This window comes from Corallococcus sp. AB011P, from assembly GCF_003611605.1.
Classification (GTDB): Bacteria; Myxococcota; Myxococcia; order Myxococcales; family Myxococcaceae; genus Corallococcus; species Corallococcus coralloides.
Genome location: NZ_RAVX01000008.1, coordinates 174272 through 188779, shown reverse-complemented (window position 1 = coordinate 188779; position 14508 = coordinate 174272). Strand labels below are relative to the sequence as shown.

Sequence of the window (14508 nt, the reverse complement as noted above, 5' to 3'; positions counted from 1 at the left end):
CGCGGGCGGCCGTTGCGGCTGACTACTGACGGCCGAGCCGCAGCTCGCGTTCAGCCTGGTGCCAGTCGTGCTCGGGGTTGCCGTGCGTGCCGCCCCGGGCCTGGAAGATTTCGTAGGCACGGCGGGCGATCTGCTCCTGCGTGGGCGCGGCGGTCTTGCTCGTGGGCGCGCTCGCCGTGGCCACCGGCTTCTTGTCCTCGGTGCGCTCCGGCGCGGCCTTGGGGGCCGGGTTCGGTTGCGACTTCTGCGCGTTCTGACGGGCCATGGGGCTTCCTCCTGGAAAAGGCGGCCTGAAGCTTCGGACGCGCTCCTGCATCGCGGAAGAGACCCAAGGCGTGCGGGGTTGCCGGAGCGACATCCCAGGTCGCGAAGTGTTGAGGGACCAACGGGCCATCCCGCTCGGAAAATCCATCAGCGGAATAGGCCCGCACGTGCGGTCCGGGAGTTGAAGGCCGCCATGCGCTTCAGCGGCCGGCCGCCTTCCGGGCAGGGCGGCTCGCCGTCTTCTTCTTCGCGGGCGCGGCGTCGTCTCCCAACACGCCGTGCCCCAGCGCGGCATCGAGCGCGCGCTGCATCGCGGTGCTCATGCCCAGCGCCTCCGCCTCCCGCGGCGTGCACCAGCGCAGCTCCTGGAACGCGGCGGACTTCGTGGGGCGCTTGCCGCCCGTCACGCGCAACAGCCGCAGCGTGAGGTCGCGGTGGGTGAGCTGCCGGCGCACGCTGTCCAGCGTGCCCTCCAGCGTGAGCGGCGCGCCCAGCGTCGTCGCCAGTCGCTCCGTCGCCTCCGCTTCGGACGTGTCCTCCACCACCTCCACGGCGGGCAGCTCCCACAGGCCGCCGAAGAGGCCCTTGTCCGCGCGACGCGCGAAGAGGAGCGTGCCCGCGTGCGGCCACACGGCCAGCGCCAGGAACAGCTTGCGGGGCGCGGCGCGCACCTTGGCCGGAGGCAGCTCGTCCACGCGGCCCTTCTTGAACGCGATGCACCCGTCGCGCACGGGGCACAGCAGACACAGCGGTGACTCCGGCCGGCACACCGTGGCGCCGTGCTCCATCAGCGCCTGGTTGAAGTCTCCGGGCCGCTGCCCCTTCACCAGCGCGGAGGCCAGCGCCCAGAGCGTGGCCTCGCGGTCGCGGTCCCCGGGCAGGCCCTCCACCTCGAAGAGGCGCGACAGCACGCGGGCCACGTTGCCGTCCACGATGGGCGCTTCCTCGCCAAACGCGATGGAGGCCACGGCCCCGGCGGTGTAGCGCCCGAAGCCGGGCAGGGTGAGCAGCTCCTCCGCCGTGGACGGGAGCTTCCCGCCGAAGCGCTCCACCACCTCCTGCGCGGCCCGGTGCAGGTTGCGCGCGCGCGAGTAGTAGCCTAGCCCCTTCCACCCGGAGAGCACGTCGTCCAGGGGCGCGGAGGCCAGGGCCTTCACCGTGGGAAAGCGCGCGAGGAAACGCTCCCAGTACGGGATGACCGTGGACACCTGGGTCTGCTGGAGCATGACCTCGCTGAGCCAGATGGCGTACGGGTCGCGCGTGCGGCGCCAGGGCAGGTCGCGCTTGTTCCGGTCGTACCAGGAGAGCAGCGGACCATGAATGGCGGCGTGGCGTTCAGGGGAGACGGGGGCGGGGCGTGCCCCGCTGTCAGTGCGCTTGCGTGGGCTCATGTGATTCTCCGCGGGGGCGGCGCGGCACCATACCCGTACGGTCGGGCGCACCCGGCGTTTTTACCGACGGCACGGGGCGGTTGTCCGGCCGCCCGTCCCTCTTCTGGCGGGGCGGGCGATCGTCTATAGGATGCCCCGCGTCCATGGCCCGCCCTCCCATCACCAACGACTTCTCCTGGTCGAAGAGCCGCCACGAGAAGTTCTCCGAGTGCCTCCGGGCCTACTACCTCTACTACTACCGCTCCTGGGGCGGCTGGGAGGCGGAGGCGGCGAAGGACGTGCGCGAGCTCTACGTCCTCAAGAAGCTGCACAACCGCTACACCTGGGCGGGCAGCATCGTGCACGAGGCCCTCAAGGACGTGCTGCTGGACTGGCGCGCCGGCCGTGACGTGGACCCCGCGAAGGTGGAAGCGCGCACGCACAAGCTGATGCAGGACGACTTCCGGCACTCGCGCTCCAAGGCCTACTGGACGCAGAAGTACCGCAAGCCCTTCACCGGCCTCGCGGAGCACGAGTACGCCGAGGACGTCCCCAACGAGTCCTGGAAGCAGAACTTCGAAACGGTGCGCTCCGCGCTCGCGTGGTTCTTCCAGTCGCGCTGGCCCACGGTGGCCAAGGGGCTCAAGCCCGCGCAGTGGCTGGAGGTGGACGCGGGCTTCGACTTCGCCCACTTCGTCATGGACGGAGTGAAGACCTTCGCCATCCCGGACTTCGCCTACGTGGACGCCGAAGGCTCCGTCGTGGTGGTGGACTGGAAGACGGGCCGCTCGCGCGAGGGCTACGACGAGCAGGTGCTGGGCTACGCGCTCTACATCGCGCAGCGCTACCGCTACCCGCTGGAGAAGGTGCGCGCGTCGCTCGTGTACCTCAACGAGGGACTGGAGCACGACGTGACGGTGGATCCGTCCGCCATGGACGCCTTCCGCCAGCACTTCGCCCGGAGCGTGGACGGGATGCGCGCGCTGCTCAAGGACGTCGCCACCAACACGCCGAAGGATTCCGAGGCCTTCCCGCAGACGGGGAACCTGGACGCCTGCGCCCGCTGCGTCTTCCGCCGTCCGTGCGGCCGGGAGCCCGCGGTGGCGCAGGCCCGGCCCCGAGTCGCCTGAAGCGCGCTACCGCGTGGAAGCGAGCCGGCGCACCACCACGCCCGCGGCGTTCATGCCGAAGGCGGAGGTGACGAACGCCACGCTGCCGTCAATCTGCGTGCGGTGGTCGCAGGTGTGGAACTCGTTGTCCTGCGGGCAGACGCACAGGAAGCCGTCGGTCGCGTCGTCGTAGTTGAGCGGCACCGGCTGCCGGCGCGTCTCGATGGAGTACACGGCGGTGATGCCCGTGTGGCGCTCCGTCTCCACGCCGTACTTGCGCTTGAGCAGCTTGCGGATGTCCTTGGCGAAGGGGTCCATGTGCGTCTCGCTCAGGTCCTCCACGCGGATGGCCGTGGGGTCCAGGCGTCCCGCCGCGCCCATGGAGCTGACCACCGGCAGGCCCATCGTCACGCACCGGTGCAACAGGTGCAGCTTCGCCTTCACGTTGTCGATGGCGTCCACCACGAAGTCGTAGCGGCCCGCGGGCAGCAGCGTCTCCGCCAGCTCCTCGCGGTAGAACTCGCGCAGGGCCTCCACCTTCGCCTGCGGGTTGATCTCCTGGCAGCGCTGGGCCATCAGCTCCGCCTTCGACTTGCCCACGGACTTCACCGTCGCGTGCAGCTGGCGGTTGGTGTTGGTGACGCACACGTCATCGTGGTCCACCAGCGTCAGCCGGCCCACGCCGCTGCGCACCAGGCCCTCCGCGGTGAAGCTGCCCACGCCGCCCAGGCCGAACACCACCACGTGCGCGTTGGCCAGCCGCTCCATGGCGTTGTCGCCCAACAGGCGCGCCGTGCGGTCGAAGCGGCGCGACAGCTTGAAGGGCCTGGCCAGCGAGGCCGCCGGCTCGACGGTGTTCGAAGCGGCCGGGGAGGCGGGGGGCGCCTCGGTCTCGGCGGTGGGGGTGGGGGCGGGCTGCGGGTTCATGAGGGGCTCCTCTATCACGCGACGCTCGCCTACCGCGAAGGGGAGGGGAAAGCTTCCCGGAACAGGCGCCGGGCATTCTCGGTCGTCCGCTGGGCGAGCGCCTCCACCGGCTCCCCCAGCACGTGCGCCATGCCCGCGAGGATGTGGGGCAGGTAGCCGGGTTCGGAGCGCTGCCCCCGGAAGGGCGTGGGTGCCTGGTCCGGCGAGTCCGTCTCCGCCACCAGCCGGTCCGCCGGAATCACGCGCAGGGCGTCCAGCGGCTTGCGCGCCTCCGCCCATGTCACCGGGCCCGCGAAGGAGAAGTGACAGCCCTTCTGGATGTAGAAGCGCGCCAGCTCCGCGCCGCCGCTGTAGCTGTGCATCAGGATGCCGGCCTCCGGCCACGCTTCCTCCTTCAGGAACTCCATCAGCGCCGGGTGCAGCCGGTGGCAGTGCATCAGCACCGGCAGCCCGTGCTTGCGCGCCAGGGCCAGGTGTCCGCGCAGCACCGCCAGCTGCCGCTCCAGCGGGGCGCCGGGGAGGGACGGGCCGTCCAGGCCGCACTCGCCCACGGCCACCGCGCCGCCTTGCGACAGCAGCGCGTCCAGCCGCTCCAGGTGCGCGCCGTCGTCCTTCGCTGGCAGGTCCGGCAGGAACTGGGGATGGATGCCCAGCCCCACCTGGATGCGCGCGTCCTTTCGCGGCAGCGCGAGCAATGGTTCCCACGTGTCCGGGCCCACCGCGGGGATGAGGATGCCGTGCAGGCCCGCGGCCCAGGCGCGCGCGACAACGCTGTCCCGGTCCGGGTCGAAGCGCGAGGCGTCCAGATGGCAGTGCGTGTCGATCATTGAGCACCCTTCTTCCCATTCCAGTTCAATCACTGACAGCCCCGGATGCCGTGCCCTTCAAGGCCTGCCGGCACCCGTGAACGCGAAGCTATGACGCGCCCCCTGACTTTGGAGCCATCGCGACTTTGGAGACGTGGAAATGATCAAGCGAGTGGTGTTGGGGGCGTTGTTGGGGGCGCTGACGGTGCTGGGGACGGGCTGTGGCGATGAGTGCGTCGACCTGTTCGACTGCCGTGACAAGGGCTCGGCCCCGGAGGGCCAGGCGTGGATCTGCAACGCGGACAACACGTGCGAGCTGCAAAACCTCGCGCCCCTGCCGGAAGAGGACGCGGGCACGGAGGCCGACGCGGGCACCGAGGACGCCGGGGCGGAGGTCGACGCGGGCACGGAGGCCGACGCGGGCACCGAGGACGCCGGGACGGAAGTCGACGCCGGCACCGACGCGGGCATGAACGTGGCCAAGGGTGATGCGTGCACCGCGTCCACGGACTGCATGGCGGGCCTGCGCTGCGAGGCCGCCACCTGCCAGTCGCTCCACATCGCCGTGACGGGCAACGACGGCGGCACGCGCGCGCTGGTGACGGAATACGACGTGCCGGGGATGACGTCGCTCAGCGCCGACGGCGTCGCCAGCGCCTACCCGCGCTTCGGCCCGGACGGCGCCCAGGTGGCCTTCGTGCAGGGGGACGTCACCGGCGCCGCGGGTGAACTCGCGGTGCGCCCCGTTCCGCTCACGGCCGCCGCGCCCACCGTGCTGACCACGGGCACGGCCGCCGGCGGTGCGCGCATCCGCTACATGGAGTGGGAGCCGGGCAGCCTCATCGCCTGGGTGCGCGGCAGCACGGGCATCTCCACCATCGCGGCGACGGGCGGCTCGCCTGCGCAGGCCACCGTCAACGGCACCTTCCCGGACTGGGCGCCCGACGGCATGAGCTTCGCGTACAGCGCGGCGAACACTGGCATCTCCATCTCCACGGGCAGCGGCACGCCGACTCCGCTGGCGGGCTCGCCCACCTCGGGCGAGCAGCCGCACTACAACCGCACCACCTCGCAGTTGCTCTTCCTGGCCAACCCGGAAGGCACCACCGTGAACTTCGGCACGGAGGCCACCCCGGTGCTCAAGCTGTACTCGCTGCCGGTGACGGGCGGCGGCGACCCGAAGCTGCTCGCGGGCACCATGCCCCGGCCCGTCGAGGGCGGCTCGGTCGATTCGTACATCGCGAACCCGAACTGGTCGCCGGACGGCAAATGGGTGGCGTACGTGCGCGCGAACTTCCTGCTCATCGGCAACGCGGCCACGCTGTGCGGCAACGTTGGCGCGGAGCTGTGCGGCGCCGACCGGGGCAACGACATCTACGTGCAGGGCGTGGACAGCTCGGGCGCGAAGGTGGGCGAGCCGGTGCTCTTCGCGGAGAACGCCACGCTGCCGTCGTTCTCCCCGGACGGCAGCCTCGTGGCCTACGTCCTGGGCGGTCAGCTCGTCGTGAGGGCCATCGACCCGGCCACGGGCCAGCCCGCCGCCACGGCCATCACCCACCCGAAGGACACGTACACGGTGCTGACGAGCGAGGGTGACGACCACCGCCCGCGCTGGCAGCCTCGCTAGTCACAAGCCTCCCAAGCCCCGGACTCCGGGACTTCCCGGCCCGTGTTCCTCATTTCACTGGGGAGTACGGGCCGTCGTGTTTCAGGTGCGAAGCGCGCCGCACACCCGACGCGAAGTGACGAACGCGGGCAGTCCAGGGTCCGGATGAACCCCGAGTGGATCCATTACCCGGTCCCGCGGATCCAGGTTCCAGGACGAAAAGGAGGGGAGAAGGACTCCACCCGCGCTCACGCGAAACGCGGCACCTGGTGGAGGAAGACTGACAGCCGTGTCGCGACGACTCCGCGCCCGCGCGCTCCGTTTCAACGGAGCACGGCCTGGGCTTCGAGGGCCGGGGCGCGGGCTCTTTTCAGCCCACGACGACGATGCGGCGGCCCAGCGCGCGGGTCATCTGCGGGGACGTGACGAGCTCCAGCACGCCGCTCATCTCTCCGCCCGCCGTGTCGAACGCCGCCGCGATGACCTCGCCCACGGTGAGCTGGGCCTTCTGGGCCGCCACCCGCGCGCGCTTCGCCGTGCGACGCAGCGCGGGCATCACCCGCCGACCCTGCCGCCGCACCGTGCCACCCTTCGTCTTGCCTGCGGTCCGCTTCGCCATGGTTCCTCCCGCCACTGCCAACACGCGGGTGAGTACCTCGTCGGTCTGACACCATGCAGGCGAGGTGCCAGGGCTCAGCCTCCCCGTCAGGTTCCTGAATCCAGGGGTTTTCCTCGCGGGTAGCGGGTTTCCGAGGGGCGAGCGGGCCTTCTTTTTTTCAGCCCTTCAGGGTCATTCCTCGTTCTGTCGAGTTTTTCGTTCATCCAGCGCGGTGATTTCCACGCATCGTTCAATGGCGCGCACCTGCCTGAGGTCGTGCGACGACAGGGCTGGGTCGGGTGTCACCCCCTGGCCACAGCCCCTGCGGGCAGGCGACCACGGTGCGGTTGGGCTGCGGCGGGGCTTTGGGGTAGAGGGCGGGCGCCCATGCGAGTCCAGGTCCTCTTCCACGACAACTGTTTCGACGGCGCGGCCAGCGCCGCGGTCTTCACCCGCTTCTACCGGGAGCGCGTGCGCGCGGATGCGACGTTCAGCTACCGGGGCCTCGCCCACAAGCCAGGGGCGGAGGGAATCGACCCGGCCGTCTTCACCGGCGACGAGAACGTCATCGTCGACTTCCGCTACAGCCAGGACGCGCGGCTCACCTGGTGGTTCGACCATCACGCCTCCGCCTTCCAGCAGCCCGGCGACGAGCCCCACTTCCAGCGCGACACCAGCGGCCGGAAGTTCCACGACCCGCATCGCAAGAGCTGCACGCTGTACCTGGCGGACGTGGCGCGCGAGCGCTTCGGCTGGGACGCGTCCCCGCTGAAGGACCTGCTGCACTGGGCGGAGATCATCGACGGCGCGCAGTTCCCCAGCCCCCAGATGGCGGTGGCGCTGGAGGAGCCCGCGCTGCGCATCATGACGGTGCTGGAGGCGACGAAGGACGACACGCTCATCCCGGAGGTCATCCGGCGCATGCAGACGGAAGGCCTGGCGGAGATTGCCCGCTCGCCGCTCATCGCCGCCCCGCTGGAGCCGCTGCTCTTCAAGCACCAGCGCAACATCGACCTCGTGCGCGAGAAGGCCCGGTACGAGAACGGCGTCGTCTCCTTCGACCTGGTGGACGAGGGCGTGGACAGCCTCAACAAGTTCATCGCGTACGCGCTCTATCCGGACGCGCGCTACACGCTGTGGGTGGGGAGGGGCGCGTCGCGCGCCAAGGTGTCGCTGGGCTCCAACCCGTGGAAGCCGGAGACGCGCAAGCACGACCTGTCCGCCATCGCCGGCCGCTACGGCGGGGGCGGCCATCCGGTGGTGGCCGCGGCGAGCTTCAAGGCGGACCAGGCCGACAAGGCCCGGGCCGCGTACCAGGAGATCCTCGCGGAGCTGTCCGGCCCGCGCTGAGCGCCAGGGCCTACGCCGGAGCCTGGCGGCGGGCGAAGAGGTCGAAGCCCGCCTGCCGCAAGAGCCGCACCACCGACAGCATGGGCAGCCCCTGCACGTTGGTGCGGTCACCCTCCAGCTTCTGGAGCAGCGCCTGCCCGCGGCCCTCCACGCGGTAGCTGCCCGCGCAGCCCTCCCACTCGCCGGTGTCCAGGTAGCGCTCCAGCTCCTCGGGCGGGACGGCGAAGAACGTGAGGCGCGCGTCCTCCAGGGTCTCCGAATGATGGCCGCCCGGTCCCAGCAGGCACACGGCGGTGTGGATGACGTGGGTGTTTCCCAGCAGGCGCGTCAGCTGCGCGCGCGCCCCGTCCCGGTCCTGGGGCTTGCCCAGCACCTCGCGGCCCACCTCCACCAGCTGATCCGCCCCCAGCACCCAGGCGTCCGGGTGGCGCTCCTGCACCGCGCGGGCCTTGCGCACGGCGAGCATCCGCACGGCCTCGTCGGCGGGCAGGTCCTCGGGGACTTGCTCGTCCACGTTGGGGGCTTCGGTGCGGTAGGGCACGCCCAGCCCGTCCATCAGGACCCGGCGCGCGCTGGAGGTGGATGCCAGGATGAGTTCTCTCATGGGAGGCCGGAGGGTAATGCAGCCGAGGAGGGGATGGGACCCCACAGGCGGGCAGGCACGTCCCCGCTTCCTGTGCATGGGGCGGATGCCATAGCCTCCCGGCCCATGTCGCGGCGCGGTCTGCTCGCTGTCTGTCTCCTCCTGCTCGCCTCCTGCAAACGGCCCCCTCCGGCGGACGCCGACGCGGGCACGGATGCGGGCGCGGCTACGTCCGCCGTGGCGGCTGACGCGGGCACGGACGCGGGAGCGCTCGCCGGGGCCTCCGTGGACGCGGGCCCCCACGCCTCCGTGAAGCACCCGGACGACGCGGTGGCGGAGGTGCATCCGCTGGCGGTGTGCGACGCGAAGGGCGGAGCCCCCCTGGACGCGGCCCGCGACTACTACGACGCCGGCCACTACGAAGAGGCGCTCTCCTGCGCCGCGCAGGCCGCCGCGCAGGAGCCGGACCTCGCCGCCGCCCACGCGGAACGGGGCGCCGCGCTGGCCGCGCTCAACCGCGAGCCGGAGGCGCAGCTCGCCTACGCGCGCGCGCTGGCCATCGACCCGGGGGACGCGGACGCGCTCCTGGGCGCCGCGCACCTGTACGCGGTGCAGCTGCCCTCCACGCGCGAGCGGGACGAACTGGGCGCCCTCTACGCCGAGCGCGGCCTGTCCCAGCCCTCCACTCCCCCGGAGCTCGTGCCGCCGCTGGCGCTGGTGGCCGCCATGGCCTTCAACGACCTGGGGCAGGCGGACCATGCGTTGGATCGCGCCGCCATCGTGCTCGCCCGCGAGCCGGGCAACGCGGAGGCGAAGTACGAGAAGGCCCTGGCCCTCTTCGAGCTGTGCCGCTTCCGCGAGGCGAAGGCGGCCTTCGTGTCGCTCCTGAAGGACAAGGACCGCGCGGCGCACGCGCACCAGCACCTGGGCCTGCTCCTGGAGCGCGAAAGCCAGTGGGCCAAGGCGGAGGACCACTTCCAGAAGGCCCGCGCGCTGGAGCCCGAGGACTTCCCCCCGCCGCCCCTGCCGTCGGCGGACGAGTTCAAGGCCCAGGTGACGCGCGCGCTGGCGGACCTGCCCGCGGACATGCGCCGGGACCTGGAGGGTGTGCCGGTGGCCACGGAGGAGATTCCCTCCGAGGACGACCTGCTCGCCAACCAGCCGCCCCTGTCACCCACCATCCTGGGCCTGTTCCGGGGGCCCTCCCTCCAGGAGCCGTGCGACGGCTCGGAGACGCCCTGCCGCTCGGTGGCCCTCTACCGGCGCAACCTGGCCCGCGCGGTGCGCACCCCGGAAGAGCTGCGCGAACAGATTCGCGTGACACTGCTGCATGAAATCGGGCATCTGCGCGGGGAAGACGACGAGGAACTGGCCGCACGCGGCCTGGAGTGAGCTCAAGACATGCCTTCTCTTCCCACCGCCCGGGTCAGCCTCAAGGGCGCCAAGACACTGCGTCGCGGCACCCCCTGGGTGTACCGCACGGAGCTCACCGACGCCCCCGCCACCGACATGCCGGGCGCGGTGGTGGCCGTGGTGGATCCGCAGGGAAACCCCATCGGCCAGGCGCTCTACGCCCGCCGCTCCCCGCTCGCCCTGCGGCTGCTCACGCGCAAGGGGCCGAATGAAGAGAAGGTGGACGACGCCTTCTTCATCCGCCGCATGGAGGCCGCGCTCGCCCGCCGCGCCGTGCTGCCGGGGCGGGACGGCCTGCGCCTGGTGCACGGCGAGGCGGACCTGCTCCCCGGCTTCTTCGTGGACCGCTACGGCCAGGGCCTCACCGTGCAGACGCTGTCGGAGGGCATGGACGCGCGCAAGGAGATGCTCGCGCGCGCGCTGGTGGAGCGGACGGGCGCGAGCCACGTCGTGTGCCGCGACGACGCCTCCGGCCGCGACTTCGAGAGCCTGCCCCGCGAGGTGCGCCTGCTGCACGGCGAGGGCGCCGCGCGCTTCACCTACCACGAGGGCGACAACCGCTTCGAAGTGGACCTCCTGGGCGACATGAAGACGGGCGCGTTCCTGGACCAGGTGGACAACCACCTGCGCGCGGGCGAGCTGGGCCGTGGCGAAGCGCTGGACTGCTTCAGCTACCACGGCGGCTTCGCGCTCGCGCTCGCGAAGCACTGCACGTCGGTGCTCGCGGTGGAGCAGGACGCGAAGGCCGCTGCTCGCATCCAGACGAACGCGGAGGCCAACGGCCGCGCCAACGTGAAGGTGGAGAACGGCAACGCGTTCGACGTGCTGCGCCGCTTCGACCAGGAGGGCCGCCGCTTCGACACCATCGTCCTGGACCCGCCCGGGCTGGCCAAGCGCCGCGAGGGCCTGGCCACCGCGCTGCGCGCCTACCACGAGCTCAACCTGCGCGCCCTGCGCTGCCTCAAGCCGGACGGCCTGCTCGTCACGTGCTCGTGCTCCGGGAAGCTGGACCGGCAGGGCTTCGAGTCCATGGTCCTGGACGCCGCCGCGGACGCGAAGCGCCCGGTGCAGATCCTGGAGCGGCGGGGCGCGGGCCTGGACCACCCCGTGCTCGCGGGCCTGACGGAGACGGAGTACCTCAAGGCCCTCTACGTGCGCGCCCTTTAAGGCAGGGCGCGGCGGGGCAGGGGGCTGGGCTGCTACGGGATGCCCAGCTCCTTGCGCAGCCGGCCCATGACCTTGAAGTACTCCGTGCGGCTGAAGCCCACGTTGAGGATGTGGAAGTCCTTCTTGGACAGCCCCACGCACCCGAAGCAGTAGTTGCAGTCCTGCAGGTTCTTGCTCATCACCACGTACGCGCTGCTGGAGCAGTTCTCGCTCTGCACGCAGTAGGCGCACGCGTGGCAGTTCTTGCACTCCACGCAGTGCGAACAGTTGGTGCACAGCTCACACCGCGTGCAGTGAGTGCACTGGTGGCAGCTGTCGCAGTCCTTGCAGAACATGCAGTTGGCGCAGCGCTGACAGCCCTCGCACGCGTAGGAGCCGGGGTTGCCCGGGTCCACCGCGTAGCTCTTGGACAGCTTCTGGAACTGGTCCATGAACTCGCGCTTGCCCAGGGACGACACGCCCAGGCGCGCCGCCTTCTCCTGCTCCAGCAACTCCTGGGTCGTCTGGGGCCGCGACCCCTTGTCCTTCACCGCCACAAACGCTCCTTGGACTCTTGAATCACTGCAGCCGGGCCAGCCCGGCCAGGTCGATGCCTCGCGCCACCCGCCGCACCTCCACGGTGCTGGGGAAGCCGCGGCTGGTGACGGCCACCACGAACCTATCTCCCACCAGGAGGTTCGCCTCCGCGACGGCCTCGTCCGCGTCATAGCGCACGAAGCCCACAGCCTCCTTCCACTGGATGGGCGCCGTCGGGTCGCTCGCCGCGCGGCCCTTGGCCTTCTGCGACGCCTCGCGGATGGCCTGCCCCAGCTTCAACCCCATGGAGGTGTCCACGATGCGCACCTTCACCTCGCGGCCCTCGCCCCGGGTGTAGGTACGCTCCGCCTCCGACACGGACACCTCGCCGTACTTACCGGTGGAGCCCGCAGTGGCACCCACCGTGAAGCCCTCCAGCGACTCCGGCAGGAACGGCGCCAGGTCCTTGAAATACACGCACGGTGCGGCGGTCGTCACCACGTCGCGCGGGGTGGGAGATGTCGTGCGTTCGTCGTCACGGCATCCGCCGCCCACGCCGAGCGCGAGCGATGCGATGGCCAGCCGGAGGAAATAGTCGCGCACGAACGAATCAAAGGGTATCCCTGGCCCGCGCGCAATGGACCTTTCGAAGCTCAATCCTCCTCAGCGCGAGGCCGTGGTGACGCTCCAGGGCCCCCTGCTCGTGCTGGCGGGCGCTGGCAGTGGAAAGACGCGGGTCATCACCCACCGCATCGTCCACCTGCTCAACGAGCGGCCGAACCACATCATGGCCCGCAACATCCTGGCGGTGACCTTCACCAACAAGGCCGCCACGGAGATGAAGGAACGCCTCATCCACATGGCCGGGCCGCGCGCCCAGGGCGTGTTGGTGTGCACCTTCCACGCGTTCGGCGCGGAGGTGCTGCGCGAGGACATCCACCGGCTGGGCTGGCCCCGGAAGTTCGCCATCGCGGACATGGGCGACCAGCTCTCCATCATCCGCCGTGCCATGCGCGAGAAGCGCATCGACGACCGCGCCTTCGACGCGCGCAAGGTCCTCACCCTCATCTCCAAGGCGAAGAACTCCGGCGAGGCGCCCCAGCCCAAGCCTGAGGGCATGGGGGACGACTACGACCTCATCACCTCCATGGTCTTCGCGGACTACCAGCTCGCGCTCAAGGCGCAGGGCTCGGTGGACTTCGACGACCTGCTGGTGCTGCCCGCGCGCCTCTTGCGCGAGCACCCGGACCTGCACCGCAAGTACACGGCCCGCTTCCAGTACCTCCTGGTGGACGAGTTCCAGGACACCAACCACGCCCAGCTGGACCTGCTCAAGCTGCTCGCGGGCGAAGCGCGCAACGTGTGCGCGGTGGGGGATGACGACCAGTGCATCTACTCCTGGCGCGGCGCGGAGGTGCGCAACATCCTGGACTTCGACCGGCACTTCCCGGGCGGCAAGGAGGTGCGGCTGGAGCAGAACTACCGCTCCTCCCAGCGCGTGCTGGACGCGGCCAACGCCGTCATCGCCAAGAACCCGGAGCGCAAGGACAAGCGCATGTGGACCGACCGCAAGGGCGGTCCGCTGGTGAAGGTGGTGGCGTGCCCCAATGATGAAGAGGAGGCCCGCTTCATCGCGCATGAAATCCAGAAGCACATCTCGCTGGGCGTCCCCGCGGACGACATCGCGGTGCTCTACCGCACCAACGGCCAGGCCCACCCGGTGGAGGAGATGCTGCGCGAGAAGAACATCGCCTACGAAGTGGTGGGCGGCAGCGAGTTCTTCGACCGCAGCGAGGTGAAGGACGTCATCGCGTACTTCAAGGTCCTGGCGAACAAGCTGGACGAAATCTCCCTCATGCGCATCGTCAACGTGCCCTCGCGCGGCATTGGCGACGTCACCATGGAGCGGCTGCACGCGCACTCGCGCGCGGAGGGTGTGACGCTCTGGACGGCGATGCGCCGCGCGGACACCTATGACGACCTGCCCTCGGGCGCGGGCGGCAAGGTGCTGGAGTTCGTGGAGATGGTGGAGCGCTACCGCGACGCCTTCGCCCAGACGCCCCGCCTGTCGGAGGCCACGAACAAGCTGCTGGAGGAGATCGGCTTCCGGGAGGCCACCCGCGCCAAGGCCGTCTCCGGCACCGCCGCGGACAAGAAGCTCAAGGGCGTGGATGGGGTGCTCGCGTCCCTGGAGAAGTTCGAGAAGCGCGAGGGCCCCAAGGCCAGCCTCCTCACGTACTTGAACCGCCTCAGCCTGGACACGCGCCAGGAGGAGGAGGACGTCCCGGGGCAGAACAAGCGCGTGACGCTGATGTCCCTGCACGCCTCCAAGGGCCTGGAGTACCGGCTCGTCTTCTTCATCGGCATGGAGGAGGACCTGATGCCCCACGGCGGCATGCAGGGCGAGGCGCAGAACCTCGAGGAGGAGCGCCGCCTCTGCTACGTGGGCATCACCCGCGCCAAGGAGCTGCTCTACCTCACCCGCTCCACCGTGCGCGTGAAGCGCGGCAAGGAGGTCCCCCGCACGCCCTCGCGCTTCCTGGAGGACCTGCCCCCGGACGCCTTCGAGACAGTGGATATGGACGCGCCGCGTCAGGGACCGCCGGACGAGAAGGAGAAGAACTTCTTCGCGAGCCTGAAGGAGCGCTTCAAGAAGCCCGCCGCCGGGGGACCAGGCCCGGGCACCCCTGGCCGGGCGCCCTGAGGGGTCCCCCGTACGCCCAACCTTGACTTGATCCCGCCGTCCTACTAGGAGGGTCAGCCTTTCCGGGCTTCTGTCGGAGTTTTGGACGGAGGACC

The 14508-nt window shown here is 70.6% G+C and carries 14 protein-coding genes; 6 read left to right on the top strand and 8 right to left on the bottom strand.

The annotated features are described in order from the left end of the window. Positions 1 to 22: 22 nt before the first annotated feature. Complete coding sequence (locus tag D7X30_RS22010; RefSeq protein WP_014394836.1) at positions 23 to 265, bottom strand: DUF2934 domain-containing protein; 243 nt, start codon at positions 263 to 265, stop codon at positions 23 to 25. 199 nt (positions 266 to 464) lie between these two features. Further along, the gene (gene mutY, locus D7X30_RS22005; protein WP_199724483.1) at positions 465 to 1655 is read right to left on the bottom strand and encodes an A/G-specific adenine glycosylase; all 1191 of its coding nucleotides are present in this window, start codon (positions 1653 to 1655) and stop codon (positions 465 to 467) included. 143 nt (positions 1656 to 1798) lie between these two features. On the opposite strand from mutY, the gene D7X30_RS22000 reads away from it, so the two are divergent. Continuing rightward, positions 1799 to 2764: a PD-(D/E)XK nuclease family protein gene (locus D7X30_RS22000; protein WP_120564907.1), complete on the top strand. Its 966-nt coding sequence runs from the start codon at positions 1799 to 1801 to the stop codon at positions 2762 to 2764. A 6-nt stretch (positions 2765 to 2770) separates the two neighbouring features. On the opposite strand, the gene D7X30_RS21995 is transcribed toward D7X30_RS22000, so the two are convergent. Continuing rightward, on the bottom strand, positions 2771 to 3670 hold the full coding sequence (locus D7X30_RS21995; RefSeq protein WP_120564906.1) for a ThiF family adenylyltransferase: 900 nt from the start codon (positions 3668 to 3670) through the stop codon (positions 2771 to 2773). Between the two features lie 29 nt (positions 3671 to 3699). After that, positions 3700 to 4497 carry a TatD family hydrolase gene (locus tag D7X30_RS21990; RefSeq protein ID WP_120564905.1) on the bottom strand — a complete coding sequence of 266 codons (798 nt, stop codon included), beginning with the start codon at positions 4495 to 4497 and terminating at the stop codon, positions 3700 to 3702. A gap of 139 nt (positions 4498 to 4636) precedes the next feature. Between D7X30_RS21990 and D7X30_RS21985 the strand changes: the two genes are divergently transcribed. Next, positions 4637 to 6103 (top strand): PD40 domain-containing protein, encoded by a 1467-nt coding sequence (locus tag D7X30_RS21985; protein ID WP_120564904.1) that lies wholly within the window; start codon positions 4637 to 4639, stop codon positions 6101 to 6103. Positions 6104 to 6452: 349 nt separating this feature from the next. Here the strand turns inward: D7X30_RS21985 and D7X30_RS21980 are convergent, their stop codons facing one another. Further along, positions 6453 to 6701, bottom strand: coding sequence for a hypothetical protein (locus tag D7X30_RS21980; RefSeq protein WP_014394842.1), 249 nt, complete (start codon positions 6699 to 6701; stop codon positions 6453 to 6455). 366 nt (positions 6702 to 7067) lie between these two features. Here D7X30_RS21980 and D7X30_RS21975 point away from each other — a divergent pair, with 366 nt between their 5' ends. After that, the gene (locus tag D7X30_RS21975) at positions 7068 to 8030 is read left to right on the top strand and encodes a hypothetical protein (RefSeq protein WP_120564903.1); all 963 of its coding nucleotides are present in this window, start codon (positions 7068 to 7070) and stop codon (positions 8028 to 8030) included. Positions 8031 to 8040: 10 nt separating this feature from the next. On the opposite strand, the gene D7X30_RS21970 is transcribed toward D7X30_RS21975, so the two are convergent. Then, positions 8041 to 8634, bottom strand: coding sequence for a nucleoside triphosphate pyrophosphatase (locus D7X30_RS21970; RefSeq protein ID WP_120565003.1), 594 nt, complete (start codon positions 8632 to 8634; stop codon positions 8041 to 8043). Positions 8635 to 8739: 105 nt separating this feature from the next. On the opposite strand from D7X30_RS21970, the gene D7X30_RS21965 reads away from it, so the two are divergent. After that, positions 8740 to 10005 (top strand): metallopeptidase family protein, encoded by a 1266-nt coding sequence (locus D7X30_RS21965; RefSeq protein ID WP_120564902.1) that lies wholly within the window; start codon positions 8740 to 8742, stop codon positions 10003 to 10005. Positions 10006 to 10014: 9 nt separating this feature from the next. After that, the gene (locus D7X30_RS21960; RefSeq protein ID WP_120564901.1) at positions 10015 to 11193 is read left to right on the top strand and encodes a class I SAM-dependent rRNA methyltransferase; all 1179 of its coding nucleotides are present in this window, start codon (positions 10015 to 10017) and stop codon (positions 11191 to 11193) included. Positions 11194 to 11225: 32 nt separating this feature from the next. On the opposite strand, the gene D7X30_RS21955 is transcribed toward D7X30_RS21960, so the two are convergent. Both D7X30_RS21955 and D7X30_RS21950 read right to left on the bottom strand, forming a co-directional pair. After that, positions 11226 to 11723, bottom strand: a complete 498-nt coding sequence (locus D7X30_RS21955) for a caib/baif family protein (RefSeq protein ID WP_120565001.1) — start codon at positions 11721 to 11723, stop codon at positions 11226 to 11228. A gap of 28 nt (positions 11724 to 11751) precedes the next feature. Further along, positions 11752 to 12312 carry a hypothetical protein gene (locus D7X30_RS21950; RefSeq protein ID WP_233591705.1) on the bottom strand — a complete coding sequence of 187 codons (561 nt, stop codon included), beginning with the start codon at positions 12310 to 12312 and terminating at the stop codon, positions 11752 to 11754. 34 nt (positions 12313 to 12346) lie between these two features. Between D7X30_RS21950 and D7X30_RS21945 the strand changes: the two genes are divergently transcribed. Continuing rightward, positions 12347 to 14413: an ATP-dependent helicase gene (locus D7X30_RS21945; protein ID WP_120564900.1), complete on the top strand. Its 2067-nt coding sequence runs from the start codon at positions 12347 to 12349 to the stop codon at positions 14411 to 14413. Positions 14414 to 14508: the final 95 nt, after the last annotated feature.

What these genes read in the sequence shown, in the direction of transcription:
- D7X30_RS22010 (WP_014394836.1), bottom strand. Translation starts at nt 265, where the DNA reads ATGGCCCGTCAGAACGCGCAGAAGTCGCAACCGAACCCGGCCCCCAAG.
- mutY (WP_199724483.1), bottom strand. Translation starts at nt 1,655, where the DNA reads ATGAGCCCACGCAAGCGCACTGACAGCGGGGCACGCCCCGCCCCCGTC.
- D7X30_RS22000 (WP_120564907.1), top strand. Translation starts at nt 1,799, where the DNA reads ATGGCCCGCCCTCCCATCACCAACGACTTCTCCTGGTCGAAGAGCCGC.
- D7X30_RS21995 (WP_120564906.1), bottom strand. Translation starts at nt 3,670, where the DNA reads ATGAACCCGCAGCCCGCCCCCACCCCCACCGCCGAGACCGAGGCGCCC.
- D7X30_RS21990 (WP_120564905.1), bottom strand. Translation starts at nt 4,497, where the DNA reads ATGATCGACACGCACTGCCATCTGGACGCCTCGCGCTTCGACCCGGAC.
- D7X30_RS21985 (WP_120564904.1), top strand. Translation starts at nt 4,637, where the DNA reads ATGATCAAGCGAGTGGTGTTGGGGGCGTTGTTGGGGGCGCTGACGGTG.
- D7X30_RS21980 (WP_014394842.1), bottom strand. Translation starts at nt 6,701, where the DNA reads ATGGCGAAGCGGACCGCAGGCAAGACGAAGGGTGGCACGGTGCGGCGG.
- D7X30_RS21975 (WP_120564903.1), top strand. Translation starts at nt 7,068, where the DNA reads ATGCGAGTCCAGGTCCTCTTCCACGACAACTGTTTCGACGGCGCGGCC.
- D7X30_RS21970 (WP_120565003.1), bottom strand. Translation starts at nt 8,634, where the DNA reads ATGAGAGAACTCATCCTGGCATCCACCTCCAGCGCGCGCCGGGTCCTG.
- D7X30_RS21965 (WP_120564902.1), top strand. Translation starts at nt 8,740, where the DNA reads ATGTCGCGGCGCGGTCTGCTCGCTGTCTGTCTCCTCCTGCTCGCCTCC.
- D7X30_RS21960 (WP_120564901.1), top strand. Translation starts at nt 10,015, where the DNA reads ATGCCTTCTCTTCCCACCGCCCGGGTCAGCCTCAAGGGCGCCAAGACA.
- D7X30_RS21945 (WP_120564900.1), top strand. Translation starts at nt 12,347, where the DNA reads ATGGACCTTTCGAAGCTCAATCCTCCTCAGCGCGAGGCCGTGGTGACG.